The organism is Prauserella rugosa (assembly GCF_000719975.1).
Taxonomy (GTDB): Bacteria; Actinomycetota; Actinomycetes; order Mycobacteriales; family Pseudonocardiaceae; genus Prauserella; species Prauserella rugosa.
The window spans coordinates 301,996-318,288 of sequence record NZ_JOIJ01000003.1; the positions used below are offsets into that span (position 1 = coordinate 301,996).

Annotated in this window: 14 protein-coding genes and 2 pseudogenes; 5 read left to right on the forward strand and 11 right to left on the reverse strand. The window is 71.5% G+C overall.

Going from position 1 to position 16,293, the window contains the following annotated elements; all coding sequences use genetic code 11:
- Window positions 1-445: 445 nt before the first annotated feature.
- Both IF64_RS25245 and IF64_RS0106400 read right to left on the reverse strand, forming a co-directional pair.
- Entirely contained in the window at window positions 446-802 is a 357-nt protein-coding gene (locus IF64_RS25245) for a hypothetical protein (protein WP_145600396.1), read from the reverse strand.
- A 116-nt stretch (window positions 803-918) separates the two neighbouring features.
- A complete protein-coding gene (locus tag IF64_RS0106400) occupies window positions 919-2,322 on the reverse strand; it encodes a dihydrolipoyl dehydrogenase family protein (protein ID WP_030531081.1) in 1,404 nt (467 codons plus the stop codon).
- A 97-nt stretch (window positions 2,323-2,419) separates the two neighbouring features.
- Between IF64_RS0106400 and IF64_RS28180 the strand changes: the two are divergent.
- Window positions 2,420-2,533 (forward strand): annotated as a pseudogene (locus IF64_RS28180) (Lsr2 dimerization domain-containing protein); the annotation flags it as partial.
- A gap of 32 nt (window positions 2,534-2,565) precedes the next feature.
- Here IF64_RS28180 and IF64_RS28185 read toward each other — a convergent pair.
- The 4 genes from IF64_RS28185 to IF64_RS0106425 form a co-directional block, all read right to left on the reverse strand.
- On the reverse strand, window positions 2,566-3,228 hold the full coding sequence (locus IF64_RS28185) for a hypothetical protein (RefSeq protein ID WP_051757518.1): 663 nt from the start codon (window positions 3,226-3,228) through the stop codon (window positions 2,566-2,568).
- 100 nt (window positions 3,229-3,328) lie between these two features.
- Complete coding sequence (locus tag IF64_RS0106415; RefSeq protein WP_425468478.1) at window positions 3,329-4,657, reverse strand: NAD(P)(+) transhydrogenase (Re/Si-specific) subunit beta; 1,329 nt, start codon at window positions 4,655-4,657, stop codon at window positions 3,329-3,331.
- 56 nt (window positions 4,658-4,713) lie between these two features.
- Entirely contained in the window at window positions 4,714-5,031 is a 318-nt protein-coding gene (locus IF64_RS0106420) for an NAD(P) transhydrogenase subunit alpha part 2 (protein WP_030531084.1), read from the reverse strand.
- Window positions 5,032-6,171: an NAD(P) transhydrogenase subunit alpha gene (locus IF64_RS0106425; RefSeq protein WP_051757519.1), complete on the reverse strand. Its 1,140-nt coding sequence runs from the start codon at window positions 6,169-6,171 to the stop codon at window positions 5,032-5,034.
- Window positions 6,172-6,316: 145 nt separating this feature from the next.
- Between IF64_RS0106425 and IF64_RS26470 the strand changes: the two genes are divergently transcribed.
- On the forward strand, window positions 6,317-6,745 hold the full coding sequence (locus IF64_RS26470; protein WP_030531086.1) for a YjbQ family protein: 429 nt from the start codon (window positions 6,317-6,319) through the stop codon (window positions 6,743-6,745).
- Here IF64_RS26470 and IF64_RS25250 read toward each other — a convergent pair.
- Window positions 6,689-7,807 (reverse strand): annotated as a pseudogene (locus IF64_RS25250) (ABC transporter permease); the annotation flags it as partial. The gene IF64_RS26470 and the pseudogene IF64_RS25250 overlap by 57 nt on opposite strands.
- A 104-nt stretch (window positions 7,808-7,911) precedes the next feature.
- Here IF64_RS25250 and IF64_RS0106440 point away from each other — a divergent pair.
- Window positions 7,912-8,613 carry an HAD family hydrolase gene (locus tag IF64_RS0106440; protein ID WP_051757532.1) on the forward strand — a complete coding sequence of 234 codons (702 nt, stop codon included), beginning with the start codon at window positions 7,912-7,914 and terminating at the stop codon, window positions 8,611-8,613.
- Between the two features lie 165 nt (window positions 8,614-8,778).
- Here IF64_RS0106440 and IF64_RS25930 read toward each other — a convergent pair whose 3' ends face one another.
- Window positions 8,779-9,888, reverse strand: a complete 1,110-nt coding sequence (locus IF64_RS25930; RefSeq protein ID WP_030531089.1) for a DUF8017 domain-containing protein — start codon at window positions 9,886-9,888, stop codon at window positions 8,779-8,781.
- Window positions 9,889-9,895: 7 nt separating this feature from the next.
- A complete protein-coding gene (locus IF64_RS0106450) occupies window positions 9,896-11,644 on the reverse strand; it encodes a proline--tRNA ligase (protein ID WP_030531090.1) in 1,749 nt (582 codons plus the stop codon).
- A gap of 111 nt (window positions 11,645-11,755) precedes the next feature.
- On the opposite strand from IF64_RS0106450, the gene yaaA reads away from it, so the two are divergent.
- Entirely contained in the window at window positions 11,756-12,496 is a 741-nt protein-coding gene (yaaA, locus tag IF64_RS0106455; protein ID WP_030531091.1) for a peroxide stress protein YaaA, read from the forward strand.
- Here the strand turns inward: yaaA and IF64_RS0106460 are convergent.
- The gene (locus tag IF64_RS0106460) at window positions 12,483-13,637 is read right to left on the reverse strand and encodes an NAD(P)/FAD-dependent oxidoreductase (protein WP_051757520.1); all 1,155 of its coding nucleotides are present in this window, start codon (window positions 13,635-13,637) and stop codon (window positions 12,483-12,485) included. The two genes, yaaA and IF64_RS0106460, sit on opposite strands and share 14 nt — an antisense overlap.
- Before the next feature lie 323 nt (window positions 13,638-13,960).
- On the opposite strand from IF64_RS0106460, the gene IF64_RS0106465 reads away from it, so the two are divergent.
- A complete protein-coding gene (locus IF64_RS0106465) occupies window positions 13,961-15,391 on the forward strand; it encodes a DEAD/DEAH box helicase (RefSeq protein WP_036875902.1) in 1,431 nt (476 codons plus the stop codon).
- A gap of 155 nt (window positions 15,392-15,546) precedes the next feature.
- Here the strand turns inward: IF64_RS0106465 and IF64_RS0106475 are convergent, their stop codons facing one another.
- Complete coding sequence (locus IF64_RS0106475) at window positions 15,547-16,254, reverse strand: PIG-L deacetylase family protein (RefSeq protein WP_425468479.1); 708 nt, start codon at window positions 16,252-16,254, stop codon at window positions 15,547-15,549.
- Between the last annotated feature and the right edge of the window lie 39 nt (window positions 16,255-16,293).

A 16,293-nucleotide genomic window follows, 5' to 3' on the forward strand; every position in this document is an offset into this window, starting at 1 on the left:
CTCCTTTGCGGTCCAGCCGCCTACCGGTCGGTTCGGGCGAGGTCGGGGGTCCTCACCACATCCCGTGTCGGGCACGACGGCACGACCGACTCCCTGTTGGTGTGTACCACCACAGAGGACTGGGGTCCGTGCCGCGCGGCTGTGCACGACGTCCGGCGCAGCTCCCCGACATAAGCTGCTTCGGCGGCGACCCCGCGTCGCCGAACGTGTGGGACGGCTGCCTGACGCGAGATCTCGGCCAGGTTACGAAACCCCGTCGGCCACGTCCAGCAACGTCAGCACGTAAATCGTTCACCGTCCAGCCCGACACGTTCGGACCAGCGGTTCCGCTGAAGCTGTGACCGGTCTTACACAGCGCATCCGAAGAGGCCTGGACCGTTCACCTGATCGGTTGGACCGCTCACCGCACGAGGAACGTCGCGCGTGTCGCGACGCGGGGCCGAACTCAGCCCGCCCTGCGGCCGTCGGGCGAGTCGTTTCCTTCGCCGGCGGTGACCGAATCGACGGGTTCGACCGGGACGAGGCGCAGCCGCGGACGTCCGGCACCGGGTGCCGGCTGGTCGAGCTCGGGCGGCGGACCGAGCAGCACGCTGACGATGCAGTCGCGGCACGCCTCGCCGCGCACGCTGCACCGGTCACAGTCGATGATCAGCTCGTCCCCGTGCTCGCCGTGCGAGCCCTGCCCACCCTGCTTGCCGTGGACGCCGTGGTTGTCGTGCTTGCCGTGGTTGTGCTTGCCGTTGACGTCGTCGTTGCCGCGGGCGCCGCGTTCGCCCTGGTGATCGCTTCGCCGTGGTTGCATGCCCGCACGGTAGGTCGGCCCACCGACAAGAACCGGGAACGCAGACACCGTCCGGGTGAGCAACCTCGCACGGTCGAGGGTCCGCGCCCGCCGAGCGCCGCCGGTGGGCGGGCGGCTCACAACCCGTACTCCTCCAGCATCCGGAGCCAGACCTCGCTGATCGTCGGGAACGCGGGTACGGCGTGCCACAGCCTGCCGAGCGGAACCTGTCCCACCACGGCCACCGTGGCGCTGTGCAGCAGTTCCGCGACGTCCTGGCCGACGAACGTGACCCCGAGCAGCGTCTCCTCGCGGGTGTCGACGACCGCGCGCATGCGGCCCGGGTAGCCGTCGGCATGCAGTGCCGAGCCGCCGACCGCGATGTCGAGTTCGACGTCGCGCTGGTGCGGACCCTCGGCCTCGCGCTGCCCGACCGCGGCGACCTCCGGGTCGGTGAAGACCACCTGCGGCACCGCGTGATGGTCGGCCGTGCTCGCGTACCGGGTCCACGGCTCCGGGTCGACGGTCTCGCCGCGCGCCCTGGCCGCCACGACGTCGCCCGCCACGCGCGCGGCGTATTTGCCCTGGTGGGTCAGCGGAGCGCGGCCGGTGACGTCACCCGCCGCGTACAGCCACTGCCCGTCCACATCGGAGGCCAGGCCGGTGTCGTCCACGCGCACGGGGTCGCCGGGTTCGAGGCCGACCGTCTCGAGGCCCAGTGTGTCCGTCGCCGGCCTGCGCCCGGTCGCCACCAGCAGCCGGTCCACCTCGAGCGCGCCGTCCGGCAGCCCCACGCTGACCGAATCGTCCACTTCGGACACGGATTCGGCGCCGGTGTCCGGATGCAGCCGCACGCCCGCCGCACCGAGCCCTTCGGCGACGGCGTCGCCGACGAAGTCGGGATATCCCGGCAGTGGTCGCGGGCCGGTGAGAATCAGGTGCACCTCCGAGCCCAGCCGTGCCCACGCCTGTGCCATCTCGGTGCCCACGGCGCCGCCGCCCAGGACCGCCAGTCTGCCCGGGACCTCCGACGACGTCGTCGCGTCCCGCGAGGTCCACACGAGCCGGCCGGGCAGTCCGTCGAGTCCCGGCAACGACGGGGTCTTCGGCACGCTGCCGGTACACACGATCACCGCGTGTCGCGCGTGCAGCACTCCGCCGTCCCGACCTTCGACGGTCACCTCCCGTTCGCCGGTGACCCGGGCGTGCCCCCGCACGGGTTCGATCCCCGCGCCGCGCACCCAGTCGAACTGCCCGCTGTCGTCGCCGCCGTGGGTGAACTCGTCGCGGCGGGCGAACACGGCCGCGGCGTCGATCCTCCCGTCGTGTTGGACCCCGGGCATGCGCCGTATCGCCGCGAGGAGATTTCCGGGACGCAGCAACGCCTTGCTCGGGATGCACGCCCAGTACGAACATTCGCCGCCGAACCGTTCGTGTTCGACCAGCGCCACACTGAGTCCTCCCCGTGCGGCACGATCGGCCGCGTTCTCCCCCACCGGTCCGCCACCGATCACGACGACGTCGTACGTGCCCTGAGTCATACCTCGAGCGCACACCACCACGCCGACTCTCGCAACCCGGCGATTACCCTTGCCATCAGCAAACTTTGGGAATCCGCAGGGACAACGGAGGACGTTCGTGGCGCGCAACACGGCGGTCGAGGTTCTGGACGACATCAACGGTGAACCGGCAGCGGAGACGGTACGGTTCGCTCTCGACGGCGTCCACTACGAGATCGACCTGTCCGACCCCAACGCCGACGACCTCCGTTCGACCCTCTCCCGCTACGCCGCCCACGGCAGGCGCACGGGTGGCCGCAAGCGCCCCCGGCGCATGATCGCGAGCAGGAAGTCCCGTTCGGGCCAGGCCCGTTCCGCGAAGACCCGCTCCGCGAAAGCGAAAACGACCGAGGCGAAACCGACCAAGGCGGCAACGACCAAGGCGGCAACGACCAAGGCGGCAACGACCGCGGCGAAGTCTGTACGCACGAAGACCACAGGCACGAAGACAGCAGGCACGAAGACAGGCACGAAGTCGGCAGGTACGAAGCCGGCCGCAGCCACGTCGAAGGCGACGGCCTCCAAGACCACTGCGTCGAAGGCCACTGCCACCAAGACGACTGCCACCAAGACGACTGCCACCAAGGCCACTGCGTCGAAGGCCACTGCGTCGAAGGCCACTGCGAAAGCACCGTCCAAGGCGGCCTCGACCAAGACCACGGCGAAGGCCACGAAGACGACCACCAAGGCCACCCCGAAGAACGCGACGAAGAAGACAGCAGCAAAGACCACCGCAGCGAAGAAGACGGCGGCCACGAAACCGGCGGCCACAACAACCGCGACCACGAAGAAGGCAGTCTCGAAAAGGGCAGTGACGAAAAAGGCGGCCACGCAGCCAACGACGGCGAAGACGGCACCGAAGGCGAAACGCCCCGTCCCGCAGGTCACCTTCTCGGCACCGCACTGAAGCCCGGCACACCGAGCCGTCGGCATCGACCGTCGCGTGCCTGCGAGACGACTGCAGGACGACGGCAGGACGACGGCGCGCCTACAGGGCCTTGAGCTCCTCGACGATCCCGCCGACGGACTCCTTCGCGTCCCCGAAGAGCATGGCCGTCTTGGGGTCGGTGAACAGGGCGTTGTCGATGCCCGCGAAACCCGACCCCATCGAGCGTTTCAACACGATCACCGAGCGGCTCGAGGTGACGTTCAGGATGGGCATGCCGTAGATCGGCGACGACGGATCGGTCTGTGCCGCGGGATTGGTGACGTCGTTCGCCCCGATCACCAGTGACACGTCGACCTGGGGAAACGCCGAGTTGCTCTCGTCCATCTCCTTGAGCGCGCCGTAGGGCACGTCGGCCTCGGCCAGCAGCACGTTCATGTGCCCCGGCATGCGGCCGGCGACCGGATGCACCGCGTAGCCCACTTCGATGCCCTTCGCCTCCAGCAGATCCGCCATCTCGCGCACCGCGTGCTGGGCCTGTGCCACCGCCATGCCGTACCCCGGCACGACCATGACCCTGCCGGCGTAGGCGAGCTGGATCGCGGCGTCGGCGGCACTCGTGCTGCGGACCGGCCGATCGCCCGCGCCAGGGCCCGCCGGACCGGTGGGTCCGCCGCCGCCGAAACCGCCCGCGACGATCGCCGGGATCGACCGATTCATGGCCTGCGCCATCAGGTTCGTCAGGATCGAGCCGGACGCACCGACGATCATGCCTGCCACGATCAGCGCCGTGTTGTCCAGCGCAAGGCCCATCGCGGCGGCCGACAACCCGGTGAACGCGTTCAGCAGGGAGATCACCACCGGCATGTCGGCGCCGCCGATCGGCAGCACCACCAGCACCCCTGCCAGTCCCGCGGCGACGAGCACCCCGATGATCAGCCACTCGGACCGCCCGCCGGAGGCGATGATCACGGCGCACACCACGGCCGCGAGCACGACCGCGATGTTGAGCGGCTGCTGCAGCCTCCCCACGGTGACGGGCTTGCCGGGCAGGAGCTCCTGCAGTTTGCCGAACGCGATGTTCGAGCCCCAGAACGACACCGAGCCGACGATCGCGGCGAACAGCGAGGCGATCGCCACGTATCGGGGTTCGGACGCGTAACCATCGGTCGTGCGGAACTCCACCCAGGCGATCAGCGCGACGGCGCCGCCACCCACGCCGTTGAACAGCGCCACCATCTGCGGCATCGCGGTCATCTTCACGCGCCGAGCCGCGGGCACGCCGATGACGGCGCCGATCCCGATACCGAGCGCGATCAGCAGCCAGTTCCCCATGCCAGGTAGCAGCAACGTCGCCACCACGGCGATCGCCATGCCCGCCGCGGCGATCCAGTTGCCACGCACCGCCGTGCGCGGCCCCGTCATACCCATGAGGCCGTAGATGAACAGGGCGAACGCGACGACGTAGAGGACGGAGACGAGCGTGTTCACCGGCCGTCCTCCCCACCCTGCCGCTCGGAACGGTCACCGGGGCGGCGTTTGAACATGCCGAGCATGCGGTCGGTGACGAGGAACCCGCCGACGACGTTGATCACGCCGAACGCGATGGCCACGACGAGCAGGATCTTGTTGAGCACGCCCTCCACGCCGTGGCCGAGCACGATGAGTCCGCCCAGCAGCACGATGCCGTGAATGGCGTTGGTGCCGGACATGAGCGGCGTGTGCAGCGTGTTGGGCACCTTGGAGATCACGGTGTAGCCGACGAAGCCGGCCAGCACCAGGATCGCGATGCTCTCGATCGGCATCTACGCCACCTCCTCCGGCAGACCGGCGACGCACGCGCCGGCGACGATCTCGTCGGCCGGGTCGATCGCGAGCCGGCCCTCGGCGTCGACGAGCAGTTCGAGCAGTTCGACGAGGTTGCGGGCGTACAGCTCGCTGGCGTGCAGTGGCATCTCGGCGGGCAGGTTCAGCGGGGACGAGATCGTCACCCCGTCGACGACGACGTCCCGGCCCGCTTCGGTGAGTGCGCAGTTGCCGCCGGTGGCGCCCGCGAGGTCGACGACGACGCTGCCGGGACGCATACCGTGGACCGCCTCGGCGGTGACCAGGGTCGGCGCCGTCCTGCCCGGCACGAGGGCGGTGGTGATCACGACGTCGAAGCCGCCGATGGCCTCGGTGAGCCGCCGTTGCTGCTCGGCTCGCTCGTCGTCGGTCAGTTCACGGGCGTAGCCGCCCTCCCCGATGGCCTCGATGCCGAGGTCGAGCCACTGCGCACCGACCGAGCGCACCTGTTCGGCCACCTCCGGCCGCACGTCGTAGCCGGTGGGTTGCGCGCCGAGCCGTTTGGCCGTGGCCAGCGCCTGCAACCCCGCGACCCCGGCGCCGAGGACGAGCACGGTCGCGGGCGGCACGGTGCCGGCCGCCGTGGTGAGCATCGGGAAGAACCGCGGCGCGCGCTGGGCGGCCAGCAGCGCCGCGCGATAGCCCGAGACGTTCGCCTGCGAGGACAGCGCGTCCATCGCCTGCGCACGGGAGATGCGGGGGATCGACTCGACGGCGAACGCGGTGACGCCCGCCTCCCGCAACGCCTCGATCCGTTGCGGCGCGCCGAGTGGGTCGAGGAATCCGATGAGGACGGTGCCGCGGGCCAGGCGTGCGATGTCCGCGTCGGACGGTGGCGTCACCGTGAGCACGATGTCGCAGTGCCGGGCCGGGGACGCCGCGGTGGCGAGTTCGGCACCCGCCGCGGCGTAGAGCTCGTCGGGAAGTCCGGCCCCCTCGCCCGCGCCGGGTTCGACCACCACCCGCAGGCCGCGCCGGATGACGCGTTCGGCGAGCTTCGGCACCAGCGCGACGCGCCGTTCGCCCGCAGCCGTCTCGGCGACGACGCCGACCGACAACGCCGCCGGGTTCTCCGGCGGGGTCGAAGGTGCAGCCACCATGGACGTCCTCCTCGTCGAGGAACCGGTCGAGCACCATCATGGACCATGCTGTAACGGAGATCACGTCTTGTGCCCGATGGCGCGATGACGTAAAGGCGGCCGAAGGCCGCGGTGCACGGAGCCGGATGCTGCGTACGGTGGTGGTATGCACTCCACCGAGATCGAGATCCGTACCGGGGACCGTGCGGTCGTCCACGATCTGACCCGCGATGCGGAACGGTTCCTCGCCGACGCGCCGAGCGGTGAGGGCGACGGACCGTCGGACGGACTGCTGCACGTGTGGGTGCCGCACGCCACCGCAGGACTGGCGGTGCTGGAGACGGGCGCCGGGAGCGACGACGACCTGCTCGCCGCCCTCGACGACCTGCTCCCCCGCGACGACCGGTGGCGGCACCGCCACGGCAGCGCAGGCCACGGACGGGACCACGTGCTACCGGCGCTGGTACCGCCGTACGCGACCATCCCCGTACTCGGCGGCCGACTCGCCCTCGGCACGTGGCAGTCGATCTGCCTGGTCGACACCAACGTCGACAACCCGACCCGGCGAGTCCGGTTCAGCTTCCTGGCCGGTTGATCCCGGCCCGTCCGCCGGGGCGCCGGACCCTGGCGCGGGTTCCGCGTCGCGCCTCCTGGGCCACAGCACGCCCACGAGTCCGGCCGCGAGCATCCCGCCGAGCACCCAGAGTGCCGTGGTGACGTGTGCGGTGTCGGGTGTGCCGAGAAGCAGGCTCCGCAGGCCTTCGGTCGAGAACCGGAACGGCGTCCAGGACCACAGCAGCGTGCGGTAGGCCGGGTCGAGCATCTCCGGTACCTGCGAGGCCACCGAAGGAGCCAGCAGGTAGAGCGGCCCCAGCACGGCCATGGCGGGGATGCCCAGCCAGCGCAGGAGCGCGGCCTGGACCGCAGCGAACGCAGTGACGGTCAGGGCCAGGAAGCCCACGACCGCCCAGCCGAGGTCGAGCGAGGAGTCCCACAGCGCGAGGAATCCGACGAGTACCGCGGTGACGAGGGTTCCGCTCAGCGCGAGGTGCGCCAACCGTGCGCCGATCCGCGGGCGCAGCGTGCCGCGGCGGACCTGCACCGCCAGCAGTGCGGCCCCGGCGAGCCCGCCGACCCACGCGAGCGCGCTGATGCCCAGGGGCGCCATTCGACCGGCTGCGCCCGTGTCGTGGACGGTCTCCGCACGCACCTGCGGTGCCGCGCCCGGCGGCAGCTCGGCTCCGCCCTGCGCCGCCATGGCGGCGGCCAGCCGGTTGCCGGCCTCGGTGAGCACCTGTTGCGCCAGCTGCGTGCCCGTCGGGTTGACCGCACCCGACGTCACGACGGTCACCGAGGCACCCTCCGGCCCCGACCCGAGTTCGAGTACGCCGTAGACGTCCTGGTTCTCCAGCATCGCCCGGCCGTCGGACCGTCCGGCGACGTGCCAGTCGAGCGCGTCACCGCCCGCGTGCGCGACACGTTCGGCGGCCGCGGTCAGCTGTGGTGGCGCCTGGTCCGGCGTCGTCACTGCCACCGGCACCGCGTGGGGCCGCGACGTCGCCTGGGCGCCGAAGGTCAGCAACCCCAGCACGATCGCCGCGACGGCGCCGGCCACGGCCGTGGCGATGACAAGCACCCCTGACCCGTTCCGCGTCATGTCGCCCCTCCCTCACATAATTCGTCGTCCGTTGAATTACGACGATACGGCCTCCCATGGAGATGTCAACGCTTGTTGAATTCACCTCGGATACCGTGTCCGGCGTGACTTCTCGCGCCACCGACGTGCTCGTGCTCTGGGACATCGATCTGACGCTCGTCGACCTGTCGGGAACGGGAGGCGCGTGGTATCGGCAGGCGTTGCAGACCGTCGCGGGCGTGACCCTCGACCGCATGCCCTCGTTTCCCGGCCGCACCGAACTGGCCATCACCACCGAGCTGCTCACCGCCCACGGCATCGAGCCCACGCCCGACCTGGTGGACGCGCTGTGGCGCGAACTCGTCGCGGTCGCCACGGCCACGTCACCGCTGCACGAGATGGGGACGGCCCTTCCCGGCGCGGCGGAGGTGCTCGCCGACCTCGCAGGCCGCGGCGGCGTGGTGCAGTCGCTCGTGACCGGCAACCTGCCGGAGATCGCGCACCACAAACTCGCCTCGTTCGGCCTGCACACCCATCTGGACTTCGACATCGGCGGATACGGCACGGTCTCGGCCCATCGCCCGGACCTCGTCGCCAAGGCCGTCGAACTGGCGGCAGGCAAACACGGCACGGCGCCCGGCGAGGTCGTCGTCATCGGGGACACGCCGCACGACGTGGCTGCCGCACTCGCGTGCGGGGCGACCGCGGTCGGCGTGGCCACGGGACGACACGACCGTGCGGCCTTGGCCGAGTCCGGAGCGCACGTGGTGCTGAGCGACCTGTCGGACACCGCGGCGGCGGTCGCCGCGATCCTCGGGCGGAGCTAGGTCGTGTCTGATGATCCTCCGCCGTCGCGATCGGGGATCAGCGTGGCCCCTCGCAAGGCGGAGGGAGGTCCTCGTACCGGGTCGTACTCGGGCTTTCCGACAACGCAGCGAGGGGCCGCGCAGCAGGCGACGGGATTGTCAGACGCGACCTGGTCGCGGGAACCCTCAGGACACGGGGCGCAGGGTCCGCAACATCTCGTTCAGCTGGTCCTGGTCCATGGCAGCGTGGTCGGCGTACACGACCAGGGCCGCCGACTCCCCGCCGCGCTCCTGTCCGGGCACCAGCGTCACCCCGACCCAGGCACGCTCCGGTACGCAGCCGCCCGGAGACGTCGGTGTCACCTCGGCGTAGGCGCTGGTCATGACGCGCATGCCCTGACCCGCCTCGCCGAACGTGCCCACCGTGTACATCGACCGGCCGATCTCGGGCCGGGTGTCACCGTCGCTGTAGGCACGCTGCGCCACCTCGGTGAGCAACGCGTCGGCGGCCTTGGCGTTGCTCTCGCCCGCCTCCTCGGGCGGTGCGTACACCGCCACCCCGGCGCCGTTGCGGTGCGTGGCGTCGTCGCACTCCCGGCCCGCGAAGGCGCTGGTACTCAGCGCCATCCGGTCGTCGTAGCCGGAACCGGCCTCCCAGCCGTGCACGGTCCCTGGCTTCGGCTGCCAGGCGGGCGGGACGTCGTAGGCGAACGCACCACTGGTGGCCACGACCGGCTGCCACCCCTCCACGACGGGCGCGACGTCGACCGGCGGTTCCGAAGTGGACGGTGACGAACTCTGCTCCGTGGTCTCGACCGTGTCGGTGTCCCGCGCGTCGGAGTCCGCCGTGTCGTCGTCGTTGCGGGCGTTGCCGATGATCGTCGACACGATCGCGACGATCACGACCAGACAGCCGATTCCCCCGCCACAGCCCTGTTTCGCCGACTTCCGGTTCTGCTGGGCCTGCGGGGACGCCTGACTCGGCTGCGCGCCGTACCCCTGAGCCTGCTGCCCCGGGTACGGCTGCTGTCCGGGGTATGACTGCTGCCCCGGATACGGCTGTTGTCCGGGAACCGTGCGGCCCGGATACGCCTGCCCGGGCGCCACCGATTCCGGGGACGAGGGCTGGGGGTACGTCTGGGCGCCCGCCCAGGGCGATCGGTGCGGTTCCGGCGGCCGGTAGGCGTCGTTCGGATCGGACGGTTCGTAGCCGCCGACCCCGTCGAGCGCGGCGTTGTCCCGATAGCCGTACTGCTCCGAACGCTGGTCGCGGTTGCGCCGCCGCCAGAACACCATGCGCCGGTCAGCCGTGCACGAGGCCGGTCACGTGGTCGACGACCGCGTCCACCGGGATCTCGCTGCGCTCACCCGTCGCCCGGTCCTTGACCTCGACGACCCCGTTCGCCAAGCCCTTGCCGACGACCACGATGGTGGGCACGCCGATCAGCTCGGCGTCGGCGAACTTCACGCCGGGAGAGGCCTTGCGGTCGTCGAACAGCACCGACACGCCGCGCCGGGACAGCTCGCCCGCGATCCGCTCGCCGCCCTCGAACACGGAGTCGTCCTTGCCCGCCACCACGAGGTGGACGTCCGCAGGAGACACCGAACGCGGCCACACCAGGCCGAGTTCGTCGTGGTGCTGCTCGGCGATCGCCGCCACGAGGCGGGACACGCCGATGCCGTACGACCCCATCGTGATGCGCACGGGCTTGGAGTCCGGGCCCAGCGCGTCCAGTTCGAACGCGTCGGCGTACTTGCGGCCGAGCTGGAAGATGTGCCCGATCTCGATGCCGCGCGCGGCCACGAGGGTGCCGGCGCCGTCCGGCGAGGCGTCGCCTTCCCGGACCTCGGCGGCCTCGACGGTGCCATCCGGCGTGAAGTCGCGGCCGCACACGAGGTCGACGACGTGGTGGTCGGCCTTGTCGGCGCCCGTGACCCAGGCCGTACCCGGCACGATGCGCGGGTCGACCAGGTAGCGCACGCCGTTGGCCTGCAGCGCTCCCGGTCCGATGTAGCCCTTGACCAGGAAGGGGTTCGCCGCGAAGTCGGCTTCCTCGAGCAGGGCGACCTCGGCGGGCTCGAGCGAGGCCTCGAGCCGCTTCATGTCCACCTCGCGGTCGCCGGGCACACCGACGGCGAGCAGCGTCCACTCCTTCTGCCCCGGCATGCGCGTCTTGACGAGCACGTTCTTCAACGTGTCGGCCGCGGTGAACTCGCGTCCGAGACCGGCGCCGTTGAGGAAGTCGACGAGCGTGTCGATGGTCGGTGTGTCGGGCGTGTGGTGCACCTGCGCCTCGGGCAGCCCCTCGATCGGGCGCGCGGGCGGTACGGGCGTGACGACCGCCTCGACGTTGGCGGCGAAGTCGGAACCGGTGCTGCGGACGTAGGTGTCCTCACCAGACTCGGCCACCGCGAGGAACTCCTCCGACGCCGAACCACCCATCGCACCGGACGTGGCCGCGACGATCACGTAGTCGAGTCCCAGCCGGTCGAAGATCTTGATGTAGGCGGCGCGGTGCTTCTGGTACGAGGCCTCGAGGCCCTCGTCGTCGAGGTCGAACGAGTACGAGTCCTTCATGACGAACTCGCGTCCGCGCAGCACGCCAGCACGGGGGCGCGCCTCGTCCCGGTACTTCGTCTGCACCTGGTACAGCATCACCGGGTAGTCCTTGTAGGAGCTGTACTCGCCCTTCACGGTGAGCGTGAACAGCTCCTCGTGCGTCGGGCCGAGCAGGTAGTCGGCACCCTTGCGGTCCTTGAGCCGGAACAGGGTGTCGCCGTACTCGCTCCAGCGGCCGGTGGCCTCGTAGGGCTCCTTCGGCAGCAGCGCGGGGAACTGGATCTCCTGCGCGCCGATGGCGTCCATCTCCTCGCGCACGACCCGTTCGATGTTGCGCAGCACGCGCAGACCGAGCGGCAACCAGGAGTAGCCGCCCGGAGCGGCACGGCGGACGTAGCCTGCGCGCACCAGCAGACGATGGCTGGGCACCTCGGCGTCCGCCGGGTCCTCACGCAGCGTGCGCAGGAACAACGACGACATCCTGGTGATCACTTCTGGCTCCTAGGAAAAGAAGATGGTGATGGACGAAGGGTAATGGGCGGCCCTCGAGCTGCTCCAACCGGTTAATCGGCGCGCACCGGCCCGGCACTACCCTCGGACGGCGTGCTCGTTCTGTTGCCTCCCTCCGAGACCAAGGCCGCGGGCGGCGACGGCGCCCCGCTGGACCTGGACGCCCTGTCGCTGCCCGAGCTGAACCCGGTCCGCCGCAAGCTGGCCGACGCGCTGGTGGAGCTGTCCGCCGACGTACCGGCGAGCCTGACGGCGCTCGGCCTGTCACCGCGGCAGTCCGGCGAGGTCGAGCGCAACGCGGCACTGTGGACGTCCCCGACGATGCCCGCGCTGCACCGCTACACCGGCGTGCTCTACGACGCGCTCGACGCGGCGAACTTCACCGCCGCGCAGGCCGACCGCGCGGCAGGGCGGCTCGCGGTCGCCTCGGCCCTGTTCGGCGTGGTGCGGGCCCGCGACCCGATCCCGGCCTATCGGCTCTCCGGCGGCAGCACGCTGCCCGGCCTCGGGACGCTCCGGTCGGTGTGGCGGCCGGTTCTCGAACCGGCACTGAACACCGACGAGCTGGTCGTCGACCTGCGCTCGGGTGCCTACGCGGCGCTGGCGCGCATCCCCGATGCAGTGACGGTGCGTGTCGTGACCGAGGACGCCTCCGGTGCCCGCAAGACCGTGAGCCACCACAACAAGGCCTACAAGGGACGCCTCGCCGCGGCGCTCGCCACAAGCCGCCGTGAGCCGTCCACTGTGGACGACGTCCGGTCCGTGGCGGAGGACGCGGACATGCGGATGGAACAGGCGGGCGAGACCGAGCTCGTGCTCGTCACCGATCACTGATCCCGGCGAAGCGGCCGGCCCGGAACATCTCGGGGATCCGCGGATCCCGCCCCAGGGCGGCGTCCGCGGCGAGACTCGACGCGTGCGGGCCGATCGTGAGGCCGCCCGCACCGAATCCGGTGAGCACAGTGACCTCGGGGTGCCCGGGCAGCGGTCCGATCACGGGCCTGCCGTCGGCACTCACGGGCCGGAAACCGACCCTGGTCTCCAGCAGGGTCGCCGCCGCCAGTCCCGGAGCGACCGCCAGTGCCTCGGCCAGCACCTCCCGCTGGCCGTCGGCGGTGACGCGGTGGTCGAATCCCGATCCGGTCTCCCGCGTGGCGCCCGCGACGACGCGCGCGTCGGGGAAGGCCAGCATGTAGTGCCCCGAACCGACCGGCGAGACCACGGGCCACGAGGCCGTGTCACCTCCCCCGGCGAGCGCGGAGACCCCGAAGTGGCTGATCTGGCCGCGCTGCGGCTCCACCAGCAGCCGCACGCCCAGGGGTTCGACGAACGCACCGCTCCACGCACCCGCGGCGAGCACGACGCCGTCGGCCTCGATCCGCTCCCCTGCGACCCGCACCCCGGCGACCCGGTCGGCGCGCACGTCGAGTTCGGCCGCTCCGTCCCTGAGCTGCGCGCCGCGTGCCGCGGCTCCGGCGAGGAACGCCTCCCGCAACCGCCTGCCGTCGACCCGGCCTCCGCCCGCGATGTGCACGGCTCCGAGCTCGGGAGCCAGCAACGGCATACGTTCCCTGGCCTGGGCCGGGTCCAGCAGCGTCACCTCGCCCGCCTCCGGCCAGCGCTCGGCGCGCTCGAGCGCCCGAGTGTGGAACTCGCGCAGCCACGCCTCGTCGGGCGAGACGACCAGTCCACCGACCACCGCGAAGGACGGGTCGGCTCCGCCGTCGGGGTCCGTGGCCAGGTCGGCGGCCAGCTCGGGGACGAAGCGCCGGTAGTAGGCCGCGCCCTCGGCGTGGAACGCCAGCTCCTCCCCCTCGAGCGACCGCGAACTCCACGGCGACACGATCCCGGCACCGGCCGCCGTGGCGCGACCGGCCAGGTCCGCGTCGACGACGACCACCTCCGCGCCGCGGCGGGCCAGATGCCACGCCGTTCCCGCACCCGCGATGCCCGATCCGATGATCACGATCCGCATGGCCCCACTGTGCCCTACCGTGCGCCCCGCCGGGCCGAGCCTCCGGTCACCGCGGGCGCGGGTCGGCCACCCCGGCATCGACCTGCGAGAAGGGGCGGGACGCCGATCGGGTAGTCTGGACGATGCGCCGCGAGCCGGAAGGCTCCTTCACGCGGCGATCAGGTTTCCATCCATCCGTTTCCACCATGTGGCGCGCCGATCCGACCGCGCGCCGGGTTCGTCCTTGTGAACGCCCACCGCACGTCGTGTGCGACTTCCCGGGCCTCCTTGCGACGTGCCACGTCCGAGAGGCTTGTGTGAGCACCGACCTGTCCAGCACGTCCATGACCACCACCCCCACCGATTCGACCCCGTTCGCGGCACTCGACCTGCCCCGGCCGCTCGTGCGCGCCCTGGAGAAGGACGGCATGACCGACGCCTTCGCCATCCAGGCGGCCACGCTTCCCGACGCCCTCGCGGGCAGGGACGTCCTCGGCAGGGCACAGACCGGTTCGGGCAAGACCCTCGCCTTCGGGCTGGCGCTGCTGGCGCGGCTCGACGGCGGCAAGGCCCAGCCGAAGCGCCCGCGCGCGCTCGTCCTCGTGCCGACGCGCGAACTGGCGATGCAGGTCGCCGAGGTCCTGATCCCGCTGTCGAAGGCGCTCGGCCTGTGGTGCCGTACCGCCGTCGGCGGCATGGCCTTCAACCGCCAGGCCGACGCGCTCTCCCGCGGGGTCGATCTGCTGATCGCCACGCCGGGGCGGCTGTCCGACCACGTCCGCCAGGGCACCTGTGTGCTCGACGAGGTCGACTTCGTCGCGCTCGACGAGGCCGACCAGATGGCCGACATGGGCTTCCTCCCCCAGGTTCGCGAGATCCTCGACCTGACCCCGCGCGACGGACAGCGGTTGCTGTTCTCGGCCACGCTCGACGGCGACGTCTCCAAGCTCGTGCAGCGTTACCTGCACGACCCGGTGACCCATTCGGTCGCGCCGGTGACCGCGTCGGTGAAGAACATGGACCACTACGTCCTGCAGCTCGCGCAGCCGGACAAGATGTCGGTCATCACCGAGATCGGCGCCCGTGAGGGCAGGACGATCATGTTCGTCCGCACCAAGCACCACGTCGACCGGCTCACCACGAAGCTGCGCTCGCAGGGCGTGCCCGCGGGCGCGTTGCACGGCGGCAAGACGCAGGGCCAGCGCAACCGCGTGCTCGCCGACTTCAAGGAAGGCCGCACCACGGTGCTCGTGGCCACCGACGTCGCCGCGCGCGGCATCCACGTCGACGACGTCAGCCTCGTGCTGCACGTCGACCCGGCCGCCGACCACAAGGACTATCTGCACCGCGCGGGTCGCACCGCACGGGCAGGCGCGTCGGGCACGGTCGTCACGCTGATCACGCGGGACCAGCGTCGTCAGACGCTGCGGCTCACCGACAAGGCAGGCGTCAAGCCGAAGTCGCTGCTCGTGACGCCCGGCGATGCCGAGTTGGCCCGCATCACCGGCGCCCGCACCCCGAGCGGTGTCCCGCTGGCCGAGCGGAAGCCGAGCCAGGACCGGCCGCGACCGGGACGTTCGCCGCGCGGTGGTCGTCCCGGCGGCGGTTACGGCGGTGGTCAGGGCGGCCCGCGCGGCCAGGGTGGCGGTCGGCGCGACGGTGGCCGACGCGACGGCGGTGGCCGCGGTCGGGACACCGGCGGCCGCGGCGGCCAGCCGAGCGGCCGTGCCCAGGGCGGCGGCCGCGGCAAACCCCGCCGCCGCATCGACGCCTGACCCACACGTGAAGCCCCCGAGGGCCCCATAGTTGCGTTGAACGCGACTTTTCTTCCCCTCGCACTATGCGGCCGCTCGCCGGCCCCCACTGGCGAGCGAAGGGAAGTTTGGTCGCGTTGAGCGCGACCACAGGGCCCTCGGGGGCTTTTCCGTGCCTACATGGGGATGAGTTCGAAGTTGCAGGCCAGTCCGCCGCCGAAGCGGGTGCCCGCTTCGGCGGCGGCCGCGCGGATGAAACTCGGGTCGGCCATCGACGCATCGCCGAGGCCCTCCAGATAGGCGCGGTGCTCCCGCAGCGACTCGACCGCGAGGTCGATCGTGGCGGTGATGTCCACGGCGTGCGTGGCCCGCGGTGAGGCGACCGCGGCGACCCACCGCACGCCGTCCCACGGTTCGAGTCCGTCGTCGAGCAACTCGCGGAACACCCATCGGTTCGCCGCGTCGCGCACCGCGTCCAACGTCGCGAGACCGACGTGGCGATGGTCGGCCATGTTCAGCCACGGCCCGCCGGGCCACGTGTCCCGATGGTTGGTCATGATCACCAACTCGGGGCGATGCCTGCGGATCGCGGCGGCGATGTCCCTGCGCAGTGGCAGGCCGTACTCGACGACGCCGTCGGCGTGGTCGAGAAACTCCACCGTCTCCACGCCCACCACGCGCGCCGCGGCGATCTGTTCCCGCTCACGCACGAGCGCGGCCTCCTCCGGCCGCATGCCGTCGATCCCGGCCTCCCCGCGGGTGGCGAGGGTGTAGACCACCGACCTGCCCTCCCGCGTCCAGCGCGCGACGGCGCCGGCGCCGCCGTACTCCAGGTCGTCCGGATGGGCGACCACCGCCAGCGCGCGCTGCCAGTCGTCGGGCATGACCTCGAGTTCCGCCGTGTCGGCCACCCCTCGCTCCCC